The sequence below is a fragment of the Shewanella sp. CG12_big_fil_rev_8_21_14_0_65_47_15 genome (assembly GCF_002783505.1).
Taxonomy (GTDB): domain Bacteria; phylum Pseudomonadota; class Gammaproteobacteria; order Enterobacterales; family Shewanellaceae; genus Shewanella.
In genome coordinates this window covers 227,328-245,628 of sequence record NZ_PFGL01000063.1, presented here as the reverse complement: position 1 = coordinate 245,628, position 18,301 = coordinate 227,328, and the positions used below count along the sequence as shown (strand labels likewise).

Below are 18,301 nucleotides of genomic sequence, written 5' to 3'. Positions count from 1 at the left end.
GGGGCCTCATTAAAAACATAAATGACTAAAACCAGCGAAATGTATCAGAGCGCATCATCCCACGCTAGCCCTAAGTCATATTTGCCGCAAAAGATACACACACATCGCCAAATATTCGCAGTAGCACTTAGCAATAGCGTTTAAATAAAAGCAATCCCCATTTGGAAAATTAGGCTAACTCTGAGCGGGTCTAGTCGAAGGTAACAGTAAACGCGACTCGACCCGTCCCATGGCGATAAACATCCAGAAGGTGAGAATCGTGCTACAGGTCGCCAGTGATATCCACACGCCAACCACTCCAAATGCCCAAGCAAAACAGTAAATGATTGCGGCAATCAGGATAAGTTTCGCACCCGTCAGAATCGAGGCCTGCCGAGAGCAATTAATTGCCTGAAAGAAACTGGCGCCGACTAAGATCAAGCCTTCCATAGGTAAGCCCCAGAAATACCAACGCATGCCTTCAATCGCCACCGGCGTTAAATTCGGATTATCACCGGCAAACAAATACACTAACCACTCGGGGCGAGAATAGATCAGCAATAATCCTAACACCGCGGTGAGTAGCGTCATGCCAAAGGCAATATTGCGCGCCTGTTTTACCCGGTCAAAGCGCCCTGCCCCCGCATTAAAACTGTAAATGGGTTGAGTACCGAGGGCGATGCCCTCAAAAATCAAATAGAAAAACGCTTCGGTGTAACTTACTACGCCGTATGCGGCAATATGTAGAGGTCCGCCAACCCACAAAAAAGCCGTGTTATGCAGGGTTAACACTATCGACAGATAGAGGTTCATCAAAAAGCTGGGAAGCCCCACGCGGGCGATATTCAAGCAATTGTCGAGCTTGAGCTTCATCTGCTCAAGGTTGATCTTAAGCTGGGTACGCGGGCCAAAAAAGTGCTGCAGACACAAAAGCCCAGTCACGGCCTGGGACAACATGGTCGCAATGGCGGCCCCCGCCAAACCAAAGGGAAACACAACAATAAAGAGCCAATCTAAGCAAGTGTTAAGCACTCCGCCTAAGATCAGCACAAAGGTCACCATAGAAGGCCGACCGTCATTACGCAGTAACGTCGTAAAGGTCATGGAAATAATGGGGAAATGACACAGGGCGAAATACCAAAATAGGTATTCGTTGGCATTCTCAAGGATCTCCCCTTCTGCACCTAAGGCGATTAAAATATCCCGGGAAAATACACCACCAATAAGGGCAAAAAGTCCGCCCGCCAGTAAACATAGGCTAAAGGCATTACCGAGGAGCTTACGCGCCTTAGCCACATTGCCTTGGCCAAGATTGATCGACACTAATGCCGCACTGCCCATGCCAATCATGGCGCCAATGGCATATAAAATCGCGCCCACTGGATAAGCTAGCATCATACCAGCGAGTCCAGTTTCACCCAAATAATGCCCAACGAAGATACCATCAATCGTCACATAGACACCCGTCACCAACATAGAGGCAATGGTGGGTATGGTATAACGCCAAAAAAGCTTGGCAATCGGCTCCTTGAGCAAATGCTGATTTGTTGGTGTCTGGGATAGTGCTGTCATTACCGTGTCTCACAAAGATTAAGGAGGCGCGCATCGGATCTAAAAAATAGCAATGAACAAAAATGCGGCAACGGATTGTACCTAAATTTCGCCATAAAACAAAACCGGAAGATACGATTTAATTTAGAGCAAAACATAATAATCACAATAAGTTATATAGAGAACAGTTTCATTTCAGCCCAGTGACAATCGCAGCACCACTTGGCAACAGTTCTGGGGCAACTCATCATTTTTCGCTACTTTTTTGGTATTTAATCATGAATTAGGTAAAGTGTTGGCTTAAATAACTCAAATTGGGTTTTATGCCTTAAGTAAAACAATGAAACTTCAACAGCTAACATATTGATAAAAAATGAGTTATAGACAATTTAATTTGATAACAATAATAAAGGGAAGGACATGAGTCAAAATAGTCCAAATGCAGAAAACGATCTGCGGGAAGTTAAACAGCTCGGCATGTGGGCCTCGATCACAAGCTTAAGCTACATTTTTTGGCTTGTTGGCGGCATGGAGCTGGTCGAACGTATCGCCTACTACGGTGTTAAGGCGAGTGCGGGTCTATATGCCAAAGCCCCCGAATCGGCGGGCGGTTTAGGAATAAGTCTCAGTGACTACGGCATTATTATCTCGCTGTGGGCGATTATGCAGACTTTTGTCCCGGTATTTACCGGCGGTATTTCCGATAGAGTCGGCTATAAAGAAACTATCTTTGGCTCCACCATCATTAAGATCTGTGGCTATCTGGTGATGGCATTTTTCCCCAGTTTTTGGGGATTTCTCGCGGGTTCTTTACTCCTCGCCATAGGCACTGGGATATTTAAACCCGGCATTCAAGGCACCTTAGTGCTATCGACCAATCGCAATAATACTTCTATGGCTTGGGGCATTTTTTACCAAGTAGTGAACATTGGTGGCTTTTTAGGACCGCTGGTTGCCGTACATATGCGCCAGCTGTCCTGGGACAATGTGTTCTTCGCCTGCGCGGCGATTATCTCACTTAACTTCTTATTTTTACTGACTTACACAGAACCCGGTAAAGCCGAGCGACTGGCACGTAATAAATTAATTAACTCGGGGGAAGTCAAGCAAGAAGCCCTGTGGCGTGATGCATGGCATGAGCTGAAAAAGCCAATAGTGATCTACTATATGCTGGTGTTTTCAGGTTTCTGGTTCCTGTTCAACGCCCTGTTCGATGTGCTGCCTATCCATATTTCCGAATGGGTCGATACCAGCGTCATCGTCACCTCCCTTTTTGGCAGCGAAGGCACCAGTAACGGTATCCTGCAATTCTGGCTCGGCCTCAATAACGAAGGCACTAAGGTCATGCCAGAGGGCATGCTCAACCTCAATGCGGGTCTGATCATGACCAGCTGCTTTATCATCGCCGCATTGACCGCCAAATATCGCATCACCACGGCCATGTTAATTGGTTGCTTACTGAGTATTTTAGCCTTTGTATTTATTGGTGCTTTCCATGCGGCTTGGTTTATCGTGCTCGCGATTGCCATGTTTTCCATCGGCGAAATGATGATAAGTCCGAAGAAAAATGAATTTATGGGCAATATCGCCCCCGAAGGTAAAAAAGCCATGTACCTGGGATTTGTGATGTTACCCCAAGGGATCGGCTGGGGATTAGAAGGCTACTTTGGCCCTAAACTCTATGAGATTTATGCCTCTAAGGAATTATTTTCACGGGATTTATTGCTAGCGCGCGGCATGGGTAGCACAGAGGTAGATGCCATCCCACAGGGTGAAGCCTTTACGACTCTGGTTAGCTATACCGGGGAAAGTGCCCATGAGCTAACGCAACTGCTCTACCATAGTCATAATATCGGCATGGCCTGGTACATTATTGCGGCGATAGGTACTCTTTCAGCGGTTGGGATTTATCTCTATGGTAAGTGGTTACTGACACTGCAAAAGGCGCAACAAGCGGCTCAGTAGCTCAAACAACATTTGAAAGTGAGTATGTAAATACTCACTTTTTTATTCCACCATTTACAATGAGTCCAGCAACTCTGGGGTGAATTGTTCGGCACTAAGTGCTAACCCCAGTCCTTGAATTTGAGTCTGCAACTGGTTTAACGCTTGCTCCAGTGTGGCTAAGGTTAAGGTATTATCATCTAAGAGATAAACTTGCCTTAAGCTCATATAGTAAAACAGCAAAGTAATCAGCGCATTAACATCATTTTTAGCCGCTAAAGCCTTTACTTTGTTCAGTTTGCGGTAGATACGATTCTGCAGCTGCTTTAACTGCCAAACGTAGTAAATTTCAGTAAAAAACGGTTTTGCTTTAAGTTGAAACACTATGGCACTACAGAGGATGACCGCCAGTATCACCCCGAGCAAATTTAAGTGAAAATTTCCCGTAGGCTCGCCGGGGGCACTCGCCGCACCGAAAAGCGCAATGAGCCCGGCCCCTAAGGAAAGCGAGAGCAGTATCAGGCTAAGGACCAACACCAGCATAAATAAGTTCATATTTTTGCGGTAAATGCTTTTATCAACATGCTGTAACTTCATAAACTCCATTCTCAAATAGCCGCCTAAATAGGCGTAATGTTCAATGCGAGGCTAAGCATACTCGAATCCCCTTTCATCGGCCTTAATTGATTAAACACTGACAAAGATACAAATTGAAACGTATTGAGTATTAAGATGAATAACCAAGGCAATACAAGAAATTAATTCGGTATTATTCGTTAAATAAAACACAGTTGCTCGATTATACTTAGCCCCCATAATGTCTATGATTAGTCAAAAAGGTGTACAATTTGCACGTTTATCCTCTCAGCCTTGGATCCCACTGATTTAACAATGATAAATCCCCTAAGGAGCACCATGATACTGAGCAAAATCCATTCCAAAGTCCTCCTTTTGGCACTCAGTGGTTTTTGCTGTACTGTTCAGGCAGAGGATCTGCTTGCCGTTGGCACTCGCTTTAATCAAATCTTTGAACAACAAGCCAATGGCGAATTTACCGGCCTTGGCGTCGACATATTGAACCGTTTCGCCAAGCAGCAAAAAGTCACGATTCACTATGAAATCGCCCCTTGGCGCCGAGCCCAGTCTATGGTTGAACGCGGCCAAGCAGATATTCTGATCGGGCCGTACCTCAATCAAGCGCGGCAGAACCTACTCACCTTCTCAGCCAAAGCTTTCTACCGTGATGAGATTGTTTTTTATGCCAGTAATGCCAGTGCTATCCCTTGGAATGGTGACTATCAGAGTATCAAAGGTCTGCGCATAGGTAAGATGCAAGGCTGGAGTTATGGTGAATCATTTGATGAACAAACTCAGTCAATTGCCATAAGTGAATTTGTCGATATCAAGAGTGGTATTGAACGTTTATCCCGCGGCGATCTCGATCTGTTGGCCACGAATGTGCGTAATACCGAGGCGACTCTAGCTAATATAAAAATCCCCCAGGCTATCGGCCCCATAGTTCCCATTATCGGTATACAGGATGGTTTTATGGCTTTTCCTAAACAAGCGCAATTTGCACCGCTCAAGCAGCAATTCGACCGTTTCTTCGAGGACATGATCCAAAGCGGCGAACTTGTCAACCTTGGCAAAATCCACCGCGTGACTATTCCCAATTAACGTCTAAGTCCCAATTAACGTCTAAGCCCCAATTAACGACTAAGCTCTAATTAGCGACTAAGCAAGCCCCCATTAAACGACTAAACAAGCCATTAACTGCCGCTCGATATCATCCCAATCCAACTCCTGGGTCGCAATCATTTCTAATCTCGAGTCTAAGGTGTCATCGAGTTCGGCAACATGACACTCCCTATCTATCCAATTAATGCCCGCAATACCGTCACTGGTGATCATCACGGCTTTCAATCTCAGTAGCGATGCTCCCGCAGCAGTCGACTTAGTTTGATCTTGAACAAACGCCATTATCCTATCAAAATCAAACTCTTGAGAAGGTTCAAATACCCAGCCACAGCTAAAACATCCTTCACCTTGATTCTGTTTGCGCGCAATTCCTCGTGGGTCAAAGCTGAGCACCTGCTCGCTCACATTCCCGGCAAAAAGCCCCTGTTCACCCAATGAATTGGCAGTCACACGCAGTAAACTGTGGGGTTTGGAAACAGCATTAGCCTTAAGTGCCCATGCTCGCTCTCGCCGTGGTTGCTCCAAAAAAACGCGTAACTCCAGAGGCAAATCCCGCTGCGAACTATGGCTGACAACAGGAATATCAATACGTTGTAAATCATTAAGATAGGCTTGCAATGCCGTTAATAGTGCACCACTTTCCGCAGGTTCTGCATCTGAATATAAATCCACCTTAGTGGCCACAATCACATCGGCTACCTGTAATTGTTGGATAAAGTTCGTATGGGTGCTGTAACGGGGATCGCTCACCTTTCTGGCATCGACTAGGCATAAAGTGCTGCGTAGGGAAATCACATTCTGATAGTGGGGCGCTGATAATACCTTAATGATTTCATTGGGGTGACCCAGACCCGTGGGTTCAATAAGCAAGCGATCGGGTTTAGTCCTAGCAATCAGTTGATTAATGGCAACTTGGGTCGGCACCCCCGCAGCGCAACACATACAGCCCCCCGCAACCTCACGGATCTGGATCCCCGCATCGCTATTATTGAGTAAGCCAGCGTCAATCCCCACCTCACCAAACTCATTGACTAATACAGCCCAGGTCTCATTTTCGGGTTTAGTCGCCAGTAATTGCTTGATTAAAGAGGTTTTACCAACCCCTAAAAAACCTGTGATGATATTGGTAGGAATGGCTTTCACTATCATGGCTAAACTCAATTGGGTCTAAAATAGGTTGACGATAACTAGGCTAGTCTGGGTTATTTCGGTTTATTACCGCGGGATGCACCAAAACCCGAGCGATTTGCCGAGGGGGATTTTGGCTTGGCTTGATTAAAACCATTCCCCGCCGGAGCATTAGCGCCTTGGGCCGATTTATCTTTAGCATATTTTCCCGCTCGGGATGGCGTTTGACGCGGCTGCGCTTGGCTCTCACGCGACTTGCCGCTCGACTTACCAATAGCGCGATCCTTAGGGGCCTTATAGCTCCACTTAGTCACCTTGGCCGTCGATGCTGGCGCCTCGCGGTAACGTCCTGGCAATGGTGCCCCCTCTTCATAACCGGGCGCTACCGAGACGGGCAGTGTTTGTCCAATCAAGGCTTCAATTTCGGCCAGCATCTCATCATCGGAGGGGGAGACAAAAGAGATGGCTCGGCCCGAGAGTCCAGCACGGCCGGTGCGGCCAATGCGGTGGACATAATCTTCGGCAAGGAAGGGCAGCTCTAAGTTAATCACTAAGGGCAAGGCCTGAATATCGAGGCCACGGGCCGCCACATCGGTGGCCACTAATACCCGCAGTTTGCCCGCTTTAAAGTCTTCCAAAACACGGTTTCGAGCGCCTTGGGTTTTATCCCCATGGAATACGCCCGCGGCGATACCATCGAGCTTTAATTCCTGCAATAAATACTCGGCACTCTCCTTGGTGCTCGCAAACACGAGTACTTGGCGCCAGTTATGACGGCCAACGAGTTCTGACAACAATTCGGCTTTACGGCGTTTATCGACCCGATACACTTCCTGCACTACGGTCGATGCCGTCGTGTTTTCGGCCACATTGACCCACTGGGGTTCATTGAGCATCTTCTCGGCGAGCTGTTTAACCGCATCGCTATAGGTCGCTGAAAACAACATAGTTTGGTGCGATGGCGCGATTAAACGCTTCACCTTTTCAATGTCGCGCACAAAGCCTAAGTCGAGCATACGGTCGGCTTCATCGACAACGAGCGTCGTGACACTCGATAAATCTAAATTAAACTGCCCAATAATGTCGAACAAACGCCCCGGGGTCGCCACCAGAATATCCACCCCCTGCTCCACTCCTTTACGCTGCGGATTCATATTCGCACCGCCGTAAACCGCTAAGGTTTTCAGTGGTAAGAACTGGCTATACTTCTGAATATTCTCACAAACTTGGATGGCAAGTTCGCGGGTGGGTGTCATCACTAACGCGCGCAGTGTGGGTTTATCGATATTCTCCGCGGATAACTTTTCAAGCACGGGCAAAGCAAAAGATGCCGTTTTACCCGTTCCCGTTTGGGCACAGGCCATAATATCTTTGCCTTCAAAGGCAAGCGGGATCACTTTCTCTTGTACTTGAGTGAGTTGCAGATAGCCACACTCAGTTATCGCATTCAAAATGGGGGAAGATAAACCGAGTGTTTCAAATTTCATAAAGACTCTTTAGCTAAGTGGCAAAACATCTAAGGGGTAAAATCAATGTAAGGAAAACGCAGTGTCCCAAAAGCAGGGCCGCGGAGTCTACCAAAATCCGTGGCGCTTTTATAGGCAATTATCCAACTCGATCTAAAGTCGGGGCGAAACTTAGGCCACAGGGGAAATAAGCTTGGCCGATGCCTTTAAATATTTTTCAGCAAAGTCACTTGCTATCAATGGTTTAGAGAATAAATATCCCTGACCAAAATCACAGCCTGCGGCCAGCAATACCTGGCGCTGCGCCTCTGTCTCAACCCCTTCGGCAATCACTTTCATCCCCAGCTTATGGGCCATCACTATAATGGCTTCACAGAGAATTTGATCGTTTGTATCTGTATCAACATTGCGGGTAAAAGATTGATCAATCTTGAGATAATCAATATCGAACTTCTTCAAATAGGCGAGTGACGAATACCCAGTACCAAAATCGTCCAAGGAAACCTGTACCCCCGCATCCCGATAGGCGAGCAATTTCTCGGTCACCCCCATGCTGGCATCGAGTAATAATCCCTCGGTAATTTCGACGCACACACCGGCTCCTGTCATATCCAAATCCTGCAGCAATTCGAGCCAGTTGTGCAGTAATGCCCCCTCGTCGCGGAACTGTATTGGAGATTTATTCACACTGATCTGGATTTCTACACCCAACTCCTTTCGCCAAGCCGCACTTTGACGCGCCGCTTGCTCGAAGACCCAGTTACCAATCTCGACAATGAGTCCCGTATCTTCGGCCACGGGAATGAATTCCGCCGGAGACACAGAACCACGCTCCGCATGATCCCAGCGGATCAATGCCTCGGCCTTAGTGATGGCCCCCGTTTCCAGCGCGACTATCGGCTGGAAGTGTAACTGAAACTCTTTATTGAGCACGGCTTGGCGTAGATCTTGGATTAGCCGCATGCGGTATTTGGCATACTCCTGCATGGAAGGCGTGAAGTAATTAAAGCGATTGCGCCCCTGATCTTTGGCCGCATACATGGCTTGATCTGCGTGTTTGAGCAGTCCTTCAATACTTGTAGCATCATCGGGATATAAGGTTATGCCAATACTGACACTGATATAGGCGGTTTCTTCACCTAGCAGATAGGGCTCTGCAATGCGCCGCAAAATATTCTCAGCGACCCGCTCAATCCCCTTGTGATCGGCCATAGCACTCAGCACTATGGTAAATTCATCCCCCCCAAGGCGTGCGACCACGTCGGCATCACGCACGCAGGCTTTTAAACGGTCGGCGGTTTCAATAAGCAATAGATCGCCCATCGCATGGCCTAAGGTGTCGTTAACTTCTTTAAAATAGTCTAAATCTAGGAATAATAAGGCAAAATGATTCCGATTACGGTCTGAGTTTCTTATTTCAGCCCCTAAGTACTCGAGTAACATGCGACGGTTAGGTAAGCCCGTTAGCGTATCGTAGTTAGCCTGCTTCCAGATTAAATGTTCATTTTGTTTTTTATCGGTAATGTCAGAGAACAGGGCCACTCGGCGGTAGGGTTGGCCTTCTTTATCGTTAATAGTATTTATCGTTAACCAAATGACATACTCCTCCTTCCCCTTACGCCGCTGCCACATTTCCCCCTGCCAACGGCCCTTTTCGCGGATTTCGGCGTTCATACTCGTGTAAAAATCACGGCCGTTTAGGTCACAATAAAGCAGGCGAATATGTTGTCCACGGACTTCGGACTCACTGTACCCAGTGATATCGGTGAAAGCGGCGTTGACGGTAATGATCACGCCTTTTTCATCGAGTACACTCATGGCCTCTGAACTGTTTTCATACACTAAGGCGGATAATTTTAATGACTCTTCGATGAGTTTAGCCTCGGTGATATCGGTATAAGTCCCGCACATCCTCAGGGCATTATGATTGGTGTCCCGGCTAACGACTTTACCCGTATCTAAGATCCAGCGAACGCCTCGATTAAGGGTATTTAAGCGATATTCCATCCTATGCTGCGCAGTTTCACCGCGAAGATGCGCTTCAATGGAGTGCAGCACCTTAGGCCTGTCTTCGGCGGCGATGGCGTCCATCCATTGCCGACTATCGGCATTCAACATGTCGATATCGCAACCTAACATATCGGCGCTGCGGGCATTGCGTTCAATACTGTCACGGCGAATATCCCAATCCCACACCCCAAGATCGCTACTGCTTAACACCAGTTCGAGTTGCTCACGACTGGCAAGCACTTCCCTATCCGCTAACGTCTGCGCAGTCACATCTAAGTAACCGGCAATCACAAGCAGCACACTATTGTTAACGCGCTTACAGGCAACCGTCATATGGGTGTAAACAACCGAGTCATCCTTAGCGATAAAACGCTTATCCATTTCATAATTATCAAGTTTTCCTGCCAACATCAATTCAAACTTAACGACATCTGCCTCTATGTCCTCGGGGTGAGTCAGCTGTTTCCATGTCATATGGAGTAATTCATCTTCTGAATATTTCAGCATTTGGCACAGACGGGGATTCACCTTGATCCACTTTTGGTCCACGTCGGTTATCGCAATGCCAATATTGCCTACGTTGAATTGGCTGCGAAAGAGGAAGTCATCCTGAAGACGAATTTGCTCATCCCGCTCAGACTCAAACCGTCTCGATAGCAGCCGACATAGCAGCCAAGTAGCAATAGGGTAAATCGTGAGCACGGGTAAACTGATGGTCATAAGGAGGGGTAAGGCAATGTCTAAGGGCAAGGTAAAAAACCACAGCAGCATCACTATATGGACCAGATAGGCAAAACTGAAGATTTCCTTCGCCGAGAGATCCGCAAGGTAGGCCTTACGGTATTGACGCCAAATCATCCCGATAAGTCCAGATGAGATAATCACCCCCACCCCAATCCACATGCCTGAGCCACCAATGCCGATACGATAAAGAGCGGTAAGGGCCATGGCAATAAATGTCGGCAGTCCGCCAAAAAAGAGCCCAGAAACACAGAGGAGCACAGAGCGAGTATCGAAGATGATGCCAGGTTGGTATATCAAGGGACTGCTCATGATGGTGATGCCGATCCCACCAATCAGAAATCCAATTCCCAGACGCCACAGTAAAAAATACTGTCGCTGATGTTTTTTAGGTATCGCATCATACAAAAACACTAAAGCGAGCAGTAATGCCGCATTTTGTACTAATGGTAATAAAATGCTTGTATCCATGGATCGGGGAGCAACTCCAAAAATAAGGAAGGGGCCAGTTACAACTTTCCTCACTAGTGTAGCAGAATTGCTTACAAATCATGCTCTAATTACAAGTCTGGTATCACAAATTATCATACAGTTGTTGTTGATACATTTGAGCAATGCGGCCCCAATCGAAACGTTGCTTCCAGGCATTCATACGAATTTTTGACCAATTTTCACTATTAAAACAATCTATTGCCTCTTTTAACCTGTGTAAAAATGCTTCACCTTGTTCAGTGAGGCCGCTGCCATTAAACACAAAACCATCGATACCATCATGGACAGTATCCTTGAGTCCACCGACACCATGCACTAAACAGGGTTGTCCGGCCCGCATGGCCAGCATTTGACTGATCCCACAGGGTTCAAAGGAACTCGGCATCAGAAATAAGTCCCCATGTTGGTAGAGACATTCAGAGAGCGATTCATGGTATCCCTGCAGAAACAGAAAGTTAGCATATTTTGCCGCTAGGCTTTGAAAGTACTTAGCGATATCCGCATCCCCACTTCCCAACAGGATAAATAGGGCCTGGGGTTGAGCCTGTTGTAGCTGCGTTAACAGGGTTTCGAGCACAGAGAAACCCGAAGGTAATTGCTGGCGCAAAATCAGCACTTTTTGATCGGTCAAGCGACCAACGGATGTCAGGAGGAAGGAAGGAACCTTACCCACTAAGGCATGGCGCCAATGGGCCTGAGTCCGCGCGAAGGCAATCATATCCACACCACTCACTTGGGTTTGTGTGCCCTGCCACTCGACTAACGCCGCCTCAATCCTTGTGAGTAATGTTTTAAATTCATCGAGTTGAATACGTTGCAACTGTTGCGTTGCGGGTTGACCTTTTTTGGAGCTTGGGCTTGGATAGTTGCAACCATTTAAGATCCCAATCACCTTAGCCTCAGCGGTTTTTAACCTTAGGTCTTGTTCTAACCCCTCACCACCAAAGAATCCCGCAGCGAGATCCGATGGCAGCAACACTTCCTTTGCATAGCTAGGCGAGACAAGGTGCACCCTATCACTGAGTACTATGCCCATTCGCATAGGGTTAATGCAATGGGGATAACGGGGATCGACAATCAACTGCCTTTGTCCATCACTCAGGGCGGCAAACAGCTCGGGAAACCAAGCCGCCAGCGAAGAGGCATCCTGGCTTAGGGGCCGAATGCCCTGCAGGGCGAGGTTATGAATAGAGAACACACACCCAATCGTCTTGAGGGCGCTGTACTCTGGCGCAAAAGCGCGCAGCATGGCTAAACAGCCCGCATGCCAATCATGGAGATGCAGCACCTGCGGCATAGGGATAAGGCCAGTCACTAAGGCCTTAGCGACGCTGGCACAGAGTAAGGCAAATTTAGTGGCATCATCGGCAAAGGGACGTTCGGCACTTCCCTGACTATAAATTTTCCCGGGGGTGGACTGCCAGAGCCCATGTTCTAACAAATAAATCTTAGCCCCATCGACCCAAGGATGGGGGATCACGACTAATTTGACCCGCTCAAACCTTCCGCCGAATGCCACCTCAAGTTCGCCTAAAGCTTGAGTTTGGGCCGTTGGCGAAGTCAAGAATCCATAGCTGGGCATAATCACATCGACGCACAGATCCACGCCCGCCAAGGCCTGTGGCAAATCGCGGATCACATCCGCCATACCGCCCACCTTGGCGCCCGCTAGGGCACCATTTTCCGCCGCAACCATCAATATACGTTTCACTTAAATCAGCACTCCAAAAATTATTATCCGACACCGCTGGCGATGAATGGCTTAGCCTTACTCATATCCCACGGGTAGGCCTAACATATCCCGCGTCACTAAGGTGATCCCCTTTTCTGAAACCCGAAAGCCTTTGGCCCTGTCATGGTCATGGTTGTAACCAATCACTGTGCCCTCGGGGATGATGCACCCCCGGTCGATAATGGCATTTTTAATCTTGCAGTGACGTAGCACGACCACATCGGGCAGTACCACAGAATCCTCCACCAGCGAATAGGAACAGACGCGCACCTCATTAAATAACACGCTTCTCCGCACGGTCGCCCCCGAAATAATACAGCCACCGGAAATAATCGAATCCACCGCCATGCCACGCCTGTCGTCATCGTCAAACACAAACTTAGCGGGGGGTAATTGCTCCTGATAGGTCCAAATAGGCCATTTAGCATCGTAAAGATTTAAGGCGGGCGTGGGCGATAGCAACTCCATATTGGCCTGCCAGAAGGAGTCTAAGGTCCCCACATCGCGCCAGTAGGCTTGCTCGTTCGGGAAGGCACTCTTAAAGGGGTAAGCAAACACTTTATGCTTTTCGATGATCGAGGGAATAATATCCTTGCCAAAGTCGCGGTCAGAATTGGCGTTCTGCGCGTCCTTTTTCAACTGTTCAAATAAAAACTCAGTGTTAAACACATAATTACCCATGGAAGCTAGGCACATTTCAGGATTGCCAGGTGAATGCTTAGGCTGTTGAGGTTTTTCTTCAAAGCCTAAAATTCGCAAATCTTCATCGACTTCCATCACCCCAAAGGCGCCAGCGGCCTCGGCAACGGGCACCTCGAGGCAGGAAACTGTCATATCGGCACCCGACTCGGCATGGGCCGCTAACAGTCCCGCATAATCCATGCGATACACATGGTCCCCCGACAGCACCATCACATACTTAGGTAGCTCGTGGCGAATAATGTCGATATTTTGGAACACGGCATCGGCCGTGCCTTGGTACCAATTTTCCGAGTAACGCTGTGATGCGGGTAGAATCTCCACCGATTCACCCAACTCTTTCTTAAAATGACCCCAGCCACGCATAACATGACGGATCAATGAATGGGATTTATATTGAGTCACCACCCCCACACGGCGGATCCCCGAGTTAATACAGTTCGATAGGGGAAAATCGATAATACGGAACTTCCCCCCGAAATATAGCGCGGGTTTAGCGCGCCAATCCGTGAGTTCATGCAAACGAGAACCTCGCCCACCAGCTAAAATTAATGCATAGGTTTCACGAGTTAAATTACTGATATAACGTACATTAGACATAGGCTATTACTCCGAAAACGACGCATTGCAGTCGATTAATGCCGCGATAAAACACCGCATCGGCATCCCCTTAATCCCAGTTGACTGGCAACGGGCTTCCCCATCTTTGCATCCCTTCATTTCCACTCTCCATTGACTGATTGCTGGATGCTCTAACTTCTACAGCTTCCAAATTTCATCCCTGTAACCTGCGATGGTGACATCGCTGGAAAAACGACCGCTGGCCGCGGTATTGCGAATGCTCATTTGCGTCCACAATTTAGGATCTTTGTACACCTGGGCGACCGCTTCTTGGGCGGTGCGATAGCTATCAAAATCCGCCGCCGTCATCCACTGATCGTCCTGGCTCTCAATGGAGGCGATGATAGGGTCAAAAATACCGGGTTCGAGTAGGTTAAAATGGCCACTCTTTAATAACGTCATCACCTCTGAGAGGGCACTGGACTGCGCAATAATCCGCTGTGGGTGGTAATCGCAGCGCATCTGCCCGACTTGCTCGGCATTCAGACCAAACATGAAGAAGTTATCCACCCCGACTTCCTCGAGCATTTCAATATTCGCTCCGTCTAAGGTGCCTATGGTGAGCGCGCCGTTCATCATAAATTTCATATTGCCGGTGCCAGAGGCCTCTTTACCCGCGGTCGAAATTTGCTCCGACAGATCTGTGCCTGGGCAAATTTTTTCCATGGCGCTGACGTTGTAGTTGGGTAGAAACGCCAAACGCAGATAGGGGGCCACCAAGGGATCAGAATTGACCATATGGGCCACATTGTTAGCGAGTTTGATAATCAGCTTTGCCATAAAATAGCCGGGGGCGGCTTTACCACCGATAAGCACACAGCGTGGCACCATGTTTTCGGTGCGCCCTTGCTGGATCTGATGATAGAGATGGATAACATGTAAGATATTGAGTAGCTGGCGTTTATACTCATGGATACGCTTAACTTGCACATCGAACAGCATACTGGGGTCGAACGCGACGCCGCACTCCTTAAGGATCATTTGTGCAAGCTGCGCCTTATTGGCCTGTTTTACTTCACACCATTTTTGAATAAAGCTGGCATCGTGAGTGAGGGCATTGAGCGCCGTGAGTTGCTTTAAATCCGTCACCCACCCATGGCCTAAATGGGCAGTCAACAGCTTGGCCAATGCAGGATTGCAATGGGCCAGCCAGCGCCTTGGGGTCACACCATTCGTGCGGTTATTAAACTTCTCCGGCCACAGGGTATAAAAATCCTTAAACAGCCCAGTCTTTAATAATTGGGTGTGCAGCCCAGCCACCCCATTCACCGAGAAACTCGCCACTATCGCCAGATATGCCATGCGCACATGGGGATCGGGACCATCTTGAATAATCGACATACTTGCCAGTTTTGCGCCATCCCCCGGCCAATGGTGGGCGACTAAATCTAAGTAGCGAGCATTGATTTCATAGATGATTTCTAAAATGCGTGGCAGCATTAACGCCATCATGCGCACGGGCCAGCGCTCTAAGGCTTCGGGCAACAAAGTGTGATTGGTGTAGGCCATAGTATGGCGAGTGATGGCCCAAGCGGCATCCCATTCCAGACCATATTCATCCAACAATAAGCGCATTAATTCCGGTACTGCGATACTCGGATGAGTGTCGTTTAACTGCATCACATTTTTAGCGGCAAAATCGCTAAAGTCATGGCCATGCTGGTGCACCCAACGTTTGAGCAGGTCCTGCAGACTGGCGGAGGATAAAAAATACTGTTGACGCAGGCGCAGCTCCTTGCCGTTTTCGCTGGCATCATTGGGATAGAGCACCATAGTGATCTGCTCGGCCAAGTTTTTACGGGCCACGGCTTCTGTGTAGTCACCTTGGTTAAATTCCGCGAGGTCGAAGTCATCCGTCGCCTCCGCCTTCCACAACCTCAAGGTATTCACCCTGCCATTGCGATACCCAGGCACGGGCATATCGTAGGCGACGGCGAGCACATCCTGGGTGTCGACCCAAGTCATATGCCTGCGTCCCTGCTTATCCACATAGGATTCGGTGTGGCCAAAAAACGGCACTGTCACATTATGGTTTGGCACCCGCACTTCCCAGGGATTGCCCTCACGTAACCAGCGGTCGGGACGTTCGACTTGATAACCATCGACAATCTTCTGGGCAAACATGCCGTACTCATAACGAATGCCATAACCCGTTACCGATAAATCCATGCTGGCGCAGCTGTCGAGAAAACAGGCGGCGAGTCGGCCTAAGCCCCCATTGCCTAAGCCCGCATCATGTTCCACCTCTTCAAGCGCCTCTAATGTGACGGCATAATGGCTCAATGCATCACGACTATCCTGTTGTAAATCAAGGCTCAATAAAGCGTTACCCAGCGCCCTGCCCATTAAAAACTCGAGGGACAAATAAGCCACTTGCCGCCGTTCGAAATGGCTGTCATTTAATCGGGTCTGGCGCCAGTTATCTAACATTTGCTCCTTGACACTCAGTGCAAGGGCTTGAAATAACTCGCAACTCACCCCCTCACCACGGCTTAAACCATAACGAACATGGCGCTCGAAGGCGGCGGGCAGCGCATCGCAGGGTTCGCAGGGTTCAGCCGCTTTTTTTACTGCACCCGTTTTTGGGGAGCGGCTGGATTTAACCGCTTTGGCATCAGGGGTTTTAAGGCTCAGCTTGCTGTCATTACTCATAGTTAATCCTTTGATTATTTTACAAAATCAATTCAGCATAAAACAGCATAAGACTGCGATCCTGTAACAGGTATCGCATCCTTGGACTCTGAGTATCCCGCGGCTCAGTTTGAATCGAATACTGCACATCTAATTGGGTATGGATCAGGCATTGCCACGGGCTGAGGTGAACGAGTGTCGGGGGCGTAAAAGCTAAGGGATTATCGTCGGCATTGACCATAAGCAGTAACGCCTGTTGTTTGCCCTTAAGTTCTAAATCCCCAGACAAGACCACGCTCAGGCTTAGACACATGGACTCACTCCACAGGCTCTTAGTCATTTGCTCCCCCTGACGGCTAAACCAGTCTAAACGGGCACATGAGCTGGCTAAGGGCTGGGCGGCTAATTGCTCGTGGATAAAATGCCTAGCGCACAGGAGCGGAAAACGCTTACGTAGGGCAATGAGTGTGCGGGTAAAGGCGAGCAGTTCCCTGTCCATCCCGACAGGCGACCAGTCGAACCAATTGGGTTTATTGTCCTGGCAATAGGCATTGTTATTGCCTAGTTGGGTGCGCCCGGTTTCATCCCCGCTGAGCAACATGGGCACGCCCTGGGATAACAATAATGTCGTTAATAAGTTACGCTGCTGCCGGGCCCGAATCGCCATGATGGTAGGATCCGAGGTCGGCCCTTCAACACCGTAGTGATAACTGAAGTTTTCTTGGTGGCCATCGCGATTATCTTCCCCATTGGCGAGGTTATGCCTGTGGGTATAACTCACGAGATCCCCCAGAGTGAATCCGTCATGGCTGGTTAAAAAATTAATACTGGCGGCGGGGGGCCGCCCGCTGTGCTCAAAAAAATCCCCAGAGCCGTGAAAGCGGCGGGCAAATTCGGGCAACATGCCGTGATCGCCACGCCAGAAACGGCGCATAGTATCGCGGTACCTGTCGTTCCACTCGCTAAAGGCCACGGGGAAATTGCCCAATTGATAACCGCCGGGGCCAATATCCCAAGGCTCGGCAATCAATTTCACTTGGCACAGCACTGGGTCCTGCAGCAGTGCATCGAAAAAACCTGAACCGGGATCGAAACCATAGGCTTCACGCCCAAGGCAGGCGGCCAAATCGAAGCGAAAGCCATCCACCCCCATGACTTCGACCCAATAACGCAGCGAATCCAGCACTAGCTGTAGCATGCGAGGATGATTGATATTTAAGGTATTTCCACAACCCGTATCATTGATATAGAAACGTTTATCGTTGGGGTGCAAACGGTAATAACTGAGGTTATCTATGCCACGAAAACTTAAGGTTGGCCCCAGCCGACTGCCTTCGGCGCTGTGGTTATAGACCACATCGAGAATGACTTCGATCCCGGCGCTATGGAGCGCATCCACCATAGTGCGAAACTCGCCGATCTCCGCCGAGGATAAGTAACTGGGTTCGGGGGCAAAAAAACCAATGCTGTTATAACCCCAATAATTAGTTAACTGTTTTTCCAGTAAAAAAGCTTCAGTAAAAAAAGCCTGCACCGGAAGCAGTTCAACACAGGTCACCCCAAGCTCGACTAAATACTCTATGGCGGGCTTGGAAGCTAACCCCGCAAA

The 18,301-nt window shown here is 48.6% G+C and carries 11 protein-coding genes; 2 read left to right on the top strand and 9 right to left on the bottom strand.

The features are described 5' to 3' along the window. Positions 1–174 precede the first annotated feature (174 nt). A complete protein-coding gene (locus tag COW15_RS17785; protein WP_293634559.1) occupies positions 175–1,551 on the bottom strand; it encodes an MATE family efflux transporter in 1,377 nt (458 codons plus the stop codon). A 399-nt stretch (positions 1,552–1,950) separates the two neighbouring features. Here COW15_RS17785 and COW15_RS17780 point away from each other — a divergent pair, with 399 nt between their 5' ends. Continuing rightward, positions 1,951–3,495 (top strand): MFS transporter, encoded by a 1,545-nt coding sequence (locus COW15_RS17780; RefSeq protein ID WP_293634557.1) that lies wholly within the window; start codon positions 1,951–1,953, stop codon positions 3,493–3,495. 54 nt (positions 3,496–3,549) lie between these two features. Here COW15_RS17780 and COW15_RS17775 read toward each other — a convergent pair whose 3' ends face one another. Further along, a complete protein-coding gene (locus COW15_RS17775) occupies positions 3,550–4,071 on the bottom strand; it encodes a DUF3087 family protein (protein WP_293634555.1) in 522 nt (173 codons plus the stop codon). Between the two features lie 318 nt (positions 4,072–4,389). On the opposite strand from COW15_RS17775, the gene COW15_RS17770 reads away from it, so the two are divergent. Then, positions 4,390–5,151: a transporter substrate-binding domain-containing protein gene (locus tag COW15_RS17770; protein WP_293634553.1), complete on the top strand. Its 762-nt coding sequence runs from the start codon at positions 4,390–4,392 to the stop codon at positions 5,149–5,151. A 72-nt stretch (positions 5,152–5,223) separates the two neighbouring features. Here COW15_RS17770 and COW15_RS17765 read toward each other — a convergent pair whose 3' ends face one another. The 7 genes from COW15_RS17765 to glgX all read right to left on the bottom strand — a co-directional run. Further along, entirely contained in the window at positions 5,224–6,321 is a 1,098-nt protein-coding gene (locus tag COW15_RS17765; RefSeq protein WP_293634551.1) for a GTP-binding protein, read from the bottom strand. A 53-nt stretch (positions 6,322–6,374) separates the two neighbouring features. Further along, positions 6,375–7,787, bottom strand: coding sequence for a DEAD/DEAH box helicase (locus COW15_RS17760; RefSeq protein ID WP_293634549.1), 1,413 nt, complete (start codon positions 7,785–7,787; stop codon positions 6,375–6,377). 150 nt (positions 7,788–7,937) lie between these two features. Continuing rightward, a complete protein-coding gene (locus tag COW15_RS17755; RefSeq protein ID WP_293634547.1) occupies positions 7,938–10,988 on the bottom strand; it encodes an EAL domain-containing protein in 3,051 nt (1,016 codons plus the stop codon). A 103-nt stretch (positions 10,989–11,091) separates the two neighbouring features. After that, complete coding sequence (locus tag COW15_RS17750) at positions 11,092–12,705, bottom strand: glycogen/starch synthase (RefSeq protein WP_293634624.1); 1,614 nt, start codon at positions 12,703–12,705, stop codon at positions 11,092–11,094. 72 nt (positions 12,706–12,777) lie between these two features. Next, entirely contained in the window at positions 12,778–14,040 is a 1,263-nt protein-coding gene (gene glgC / locus COW15_RS17745) for a glucose-1-phosphate adenylyltransferase (protein ID WP_293634545.1), read from the bottom strand. A gap of 159 nt (positions 14,041–14,199) precedes the next feature. Next, positions 14,200–16,713, bottom strand: coding sequence for a glycogen/starch/alpha-glucan phosphorylase (locus tag COW15_RS17740; RefSeq protein ID WP_293634543.1), 2,514 nt, complete (start codon positions 16,711–16,713; stop codon positions 14,200–14,202). A 19-nt stretch (positions 16,714–16,732) separates the two neighbouring features. Further along, positions 16,733–18,301, bottom strand: a 1,569-nt coding sequence (gene glgX / locus COW15_RS17735; RefSeq protein ID WP_293634541.1) for a glycogen debranching protein GlgX, incomplete at its 5' end; no start/stop codon positions are given.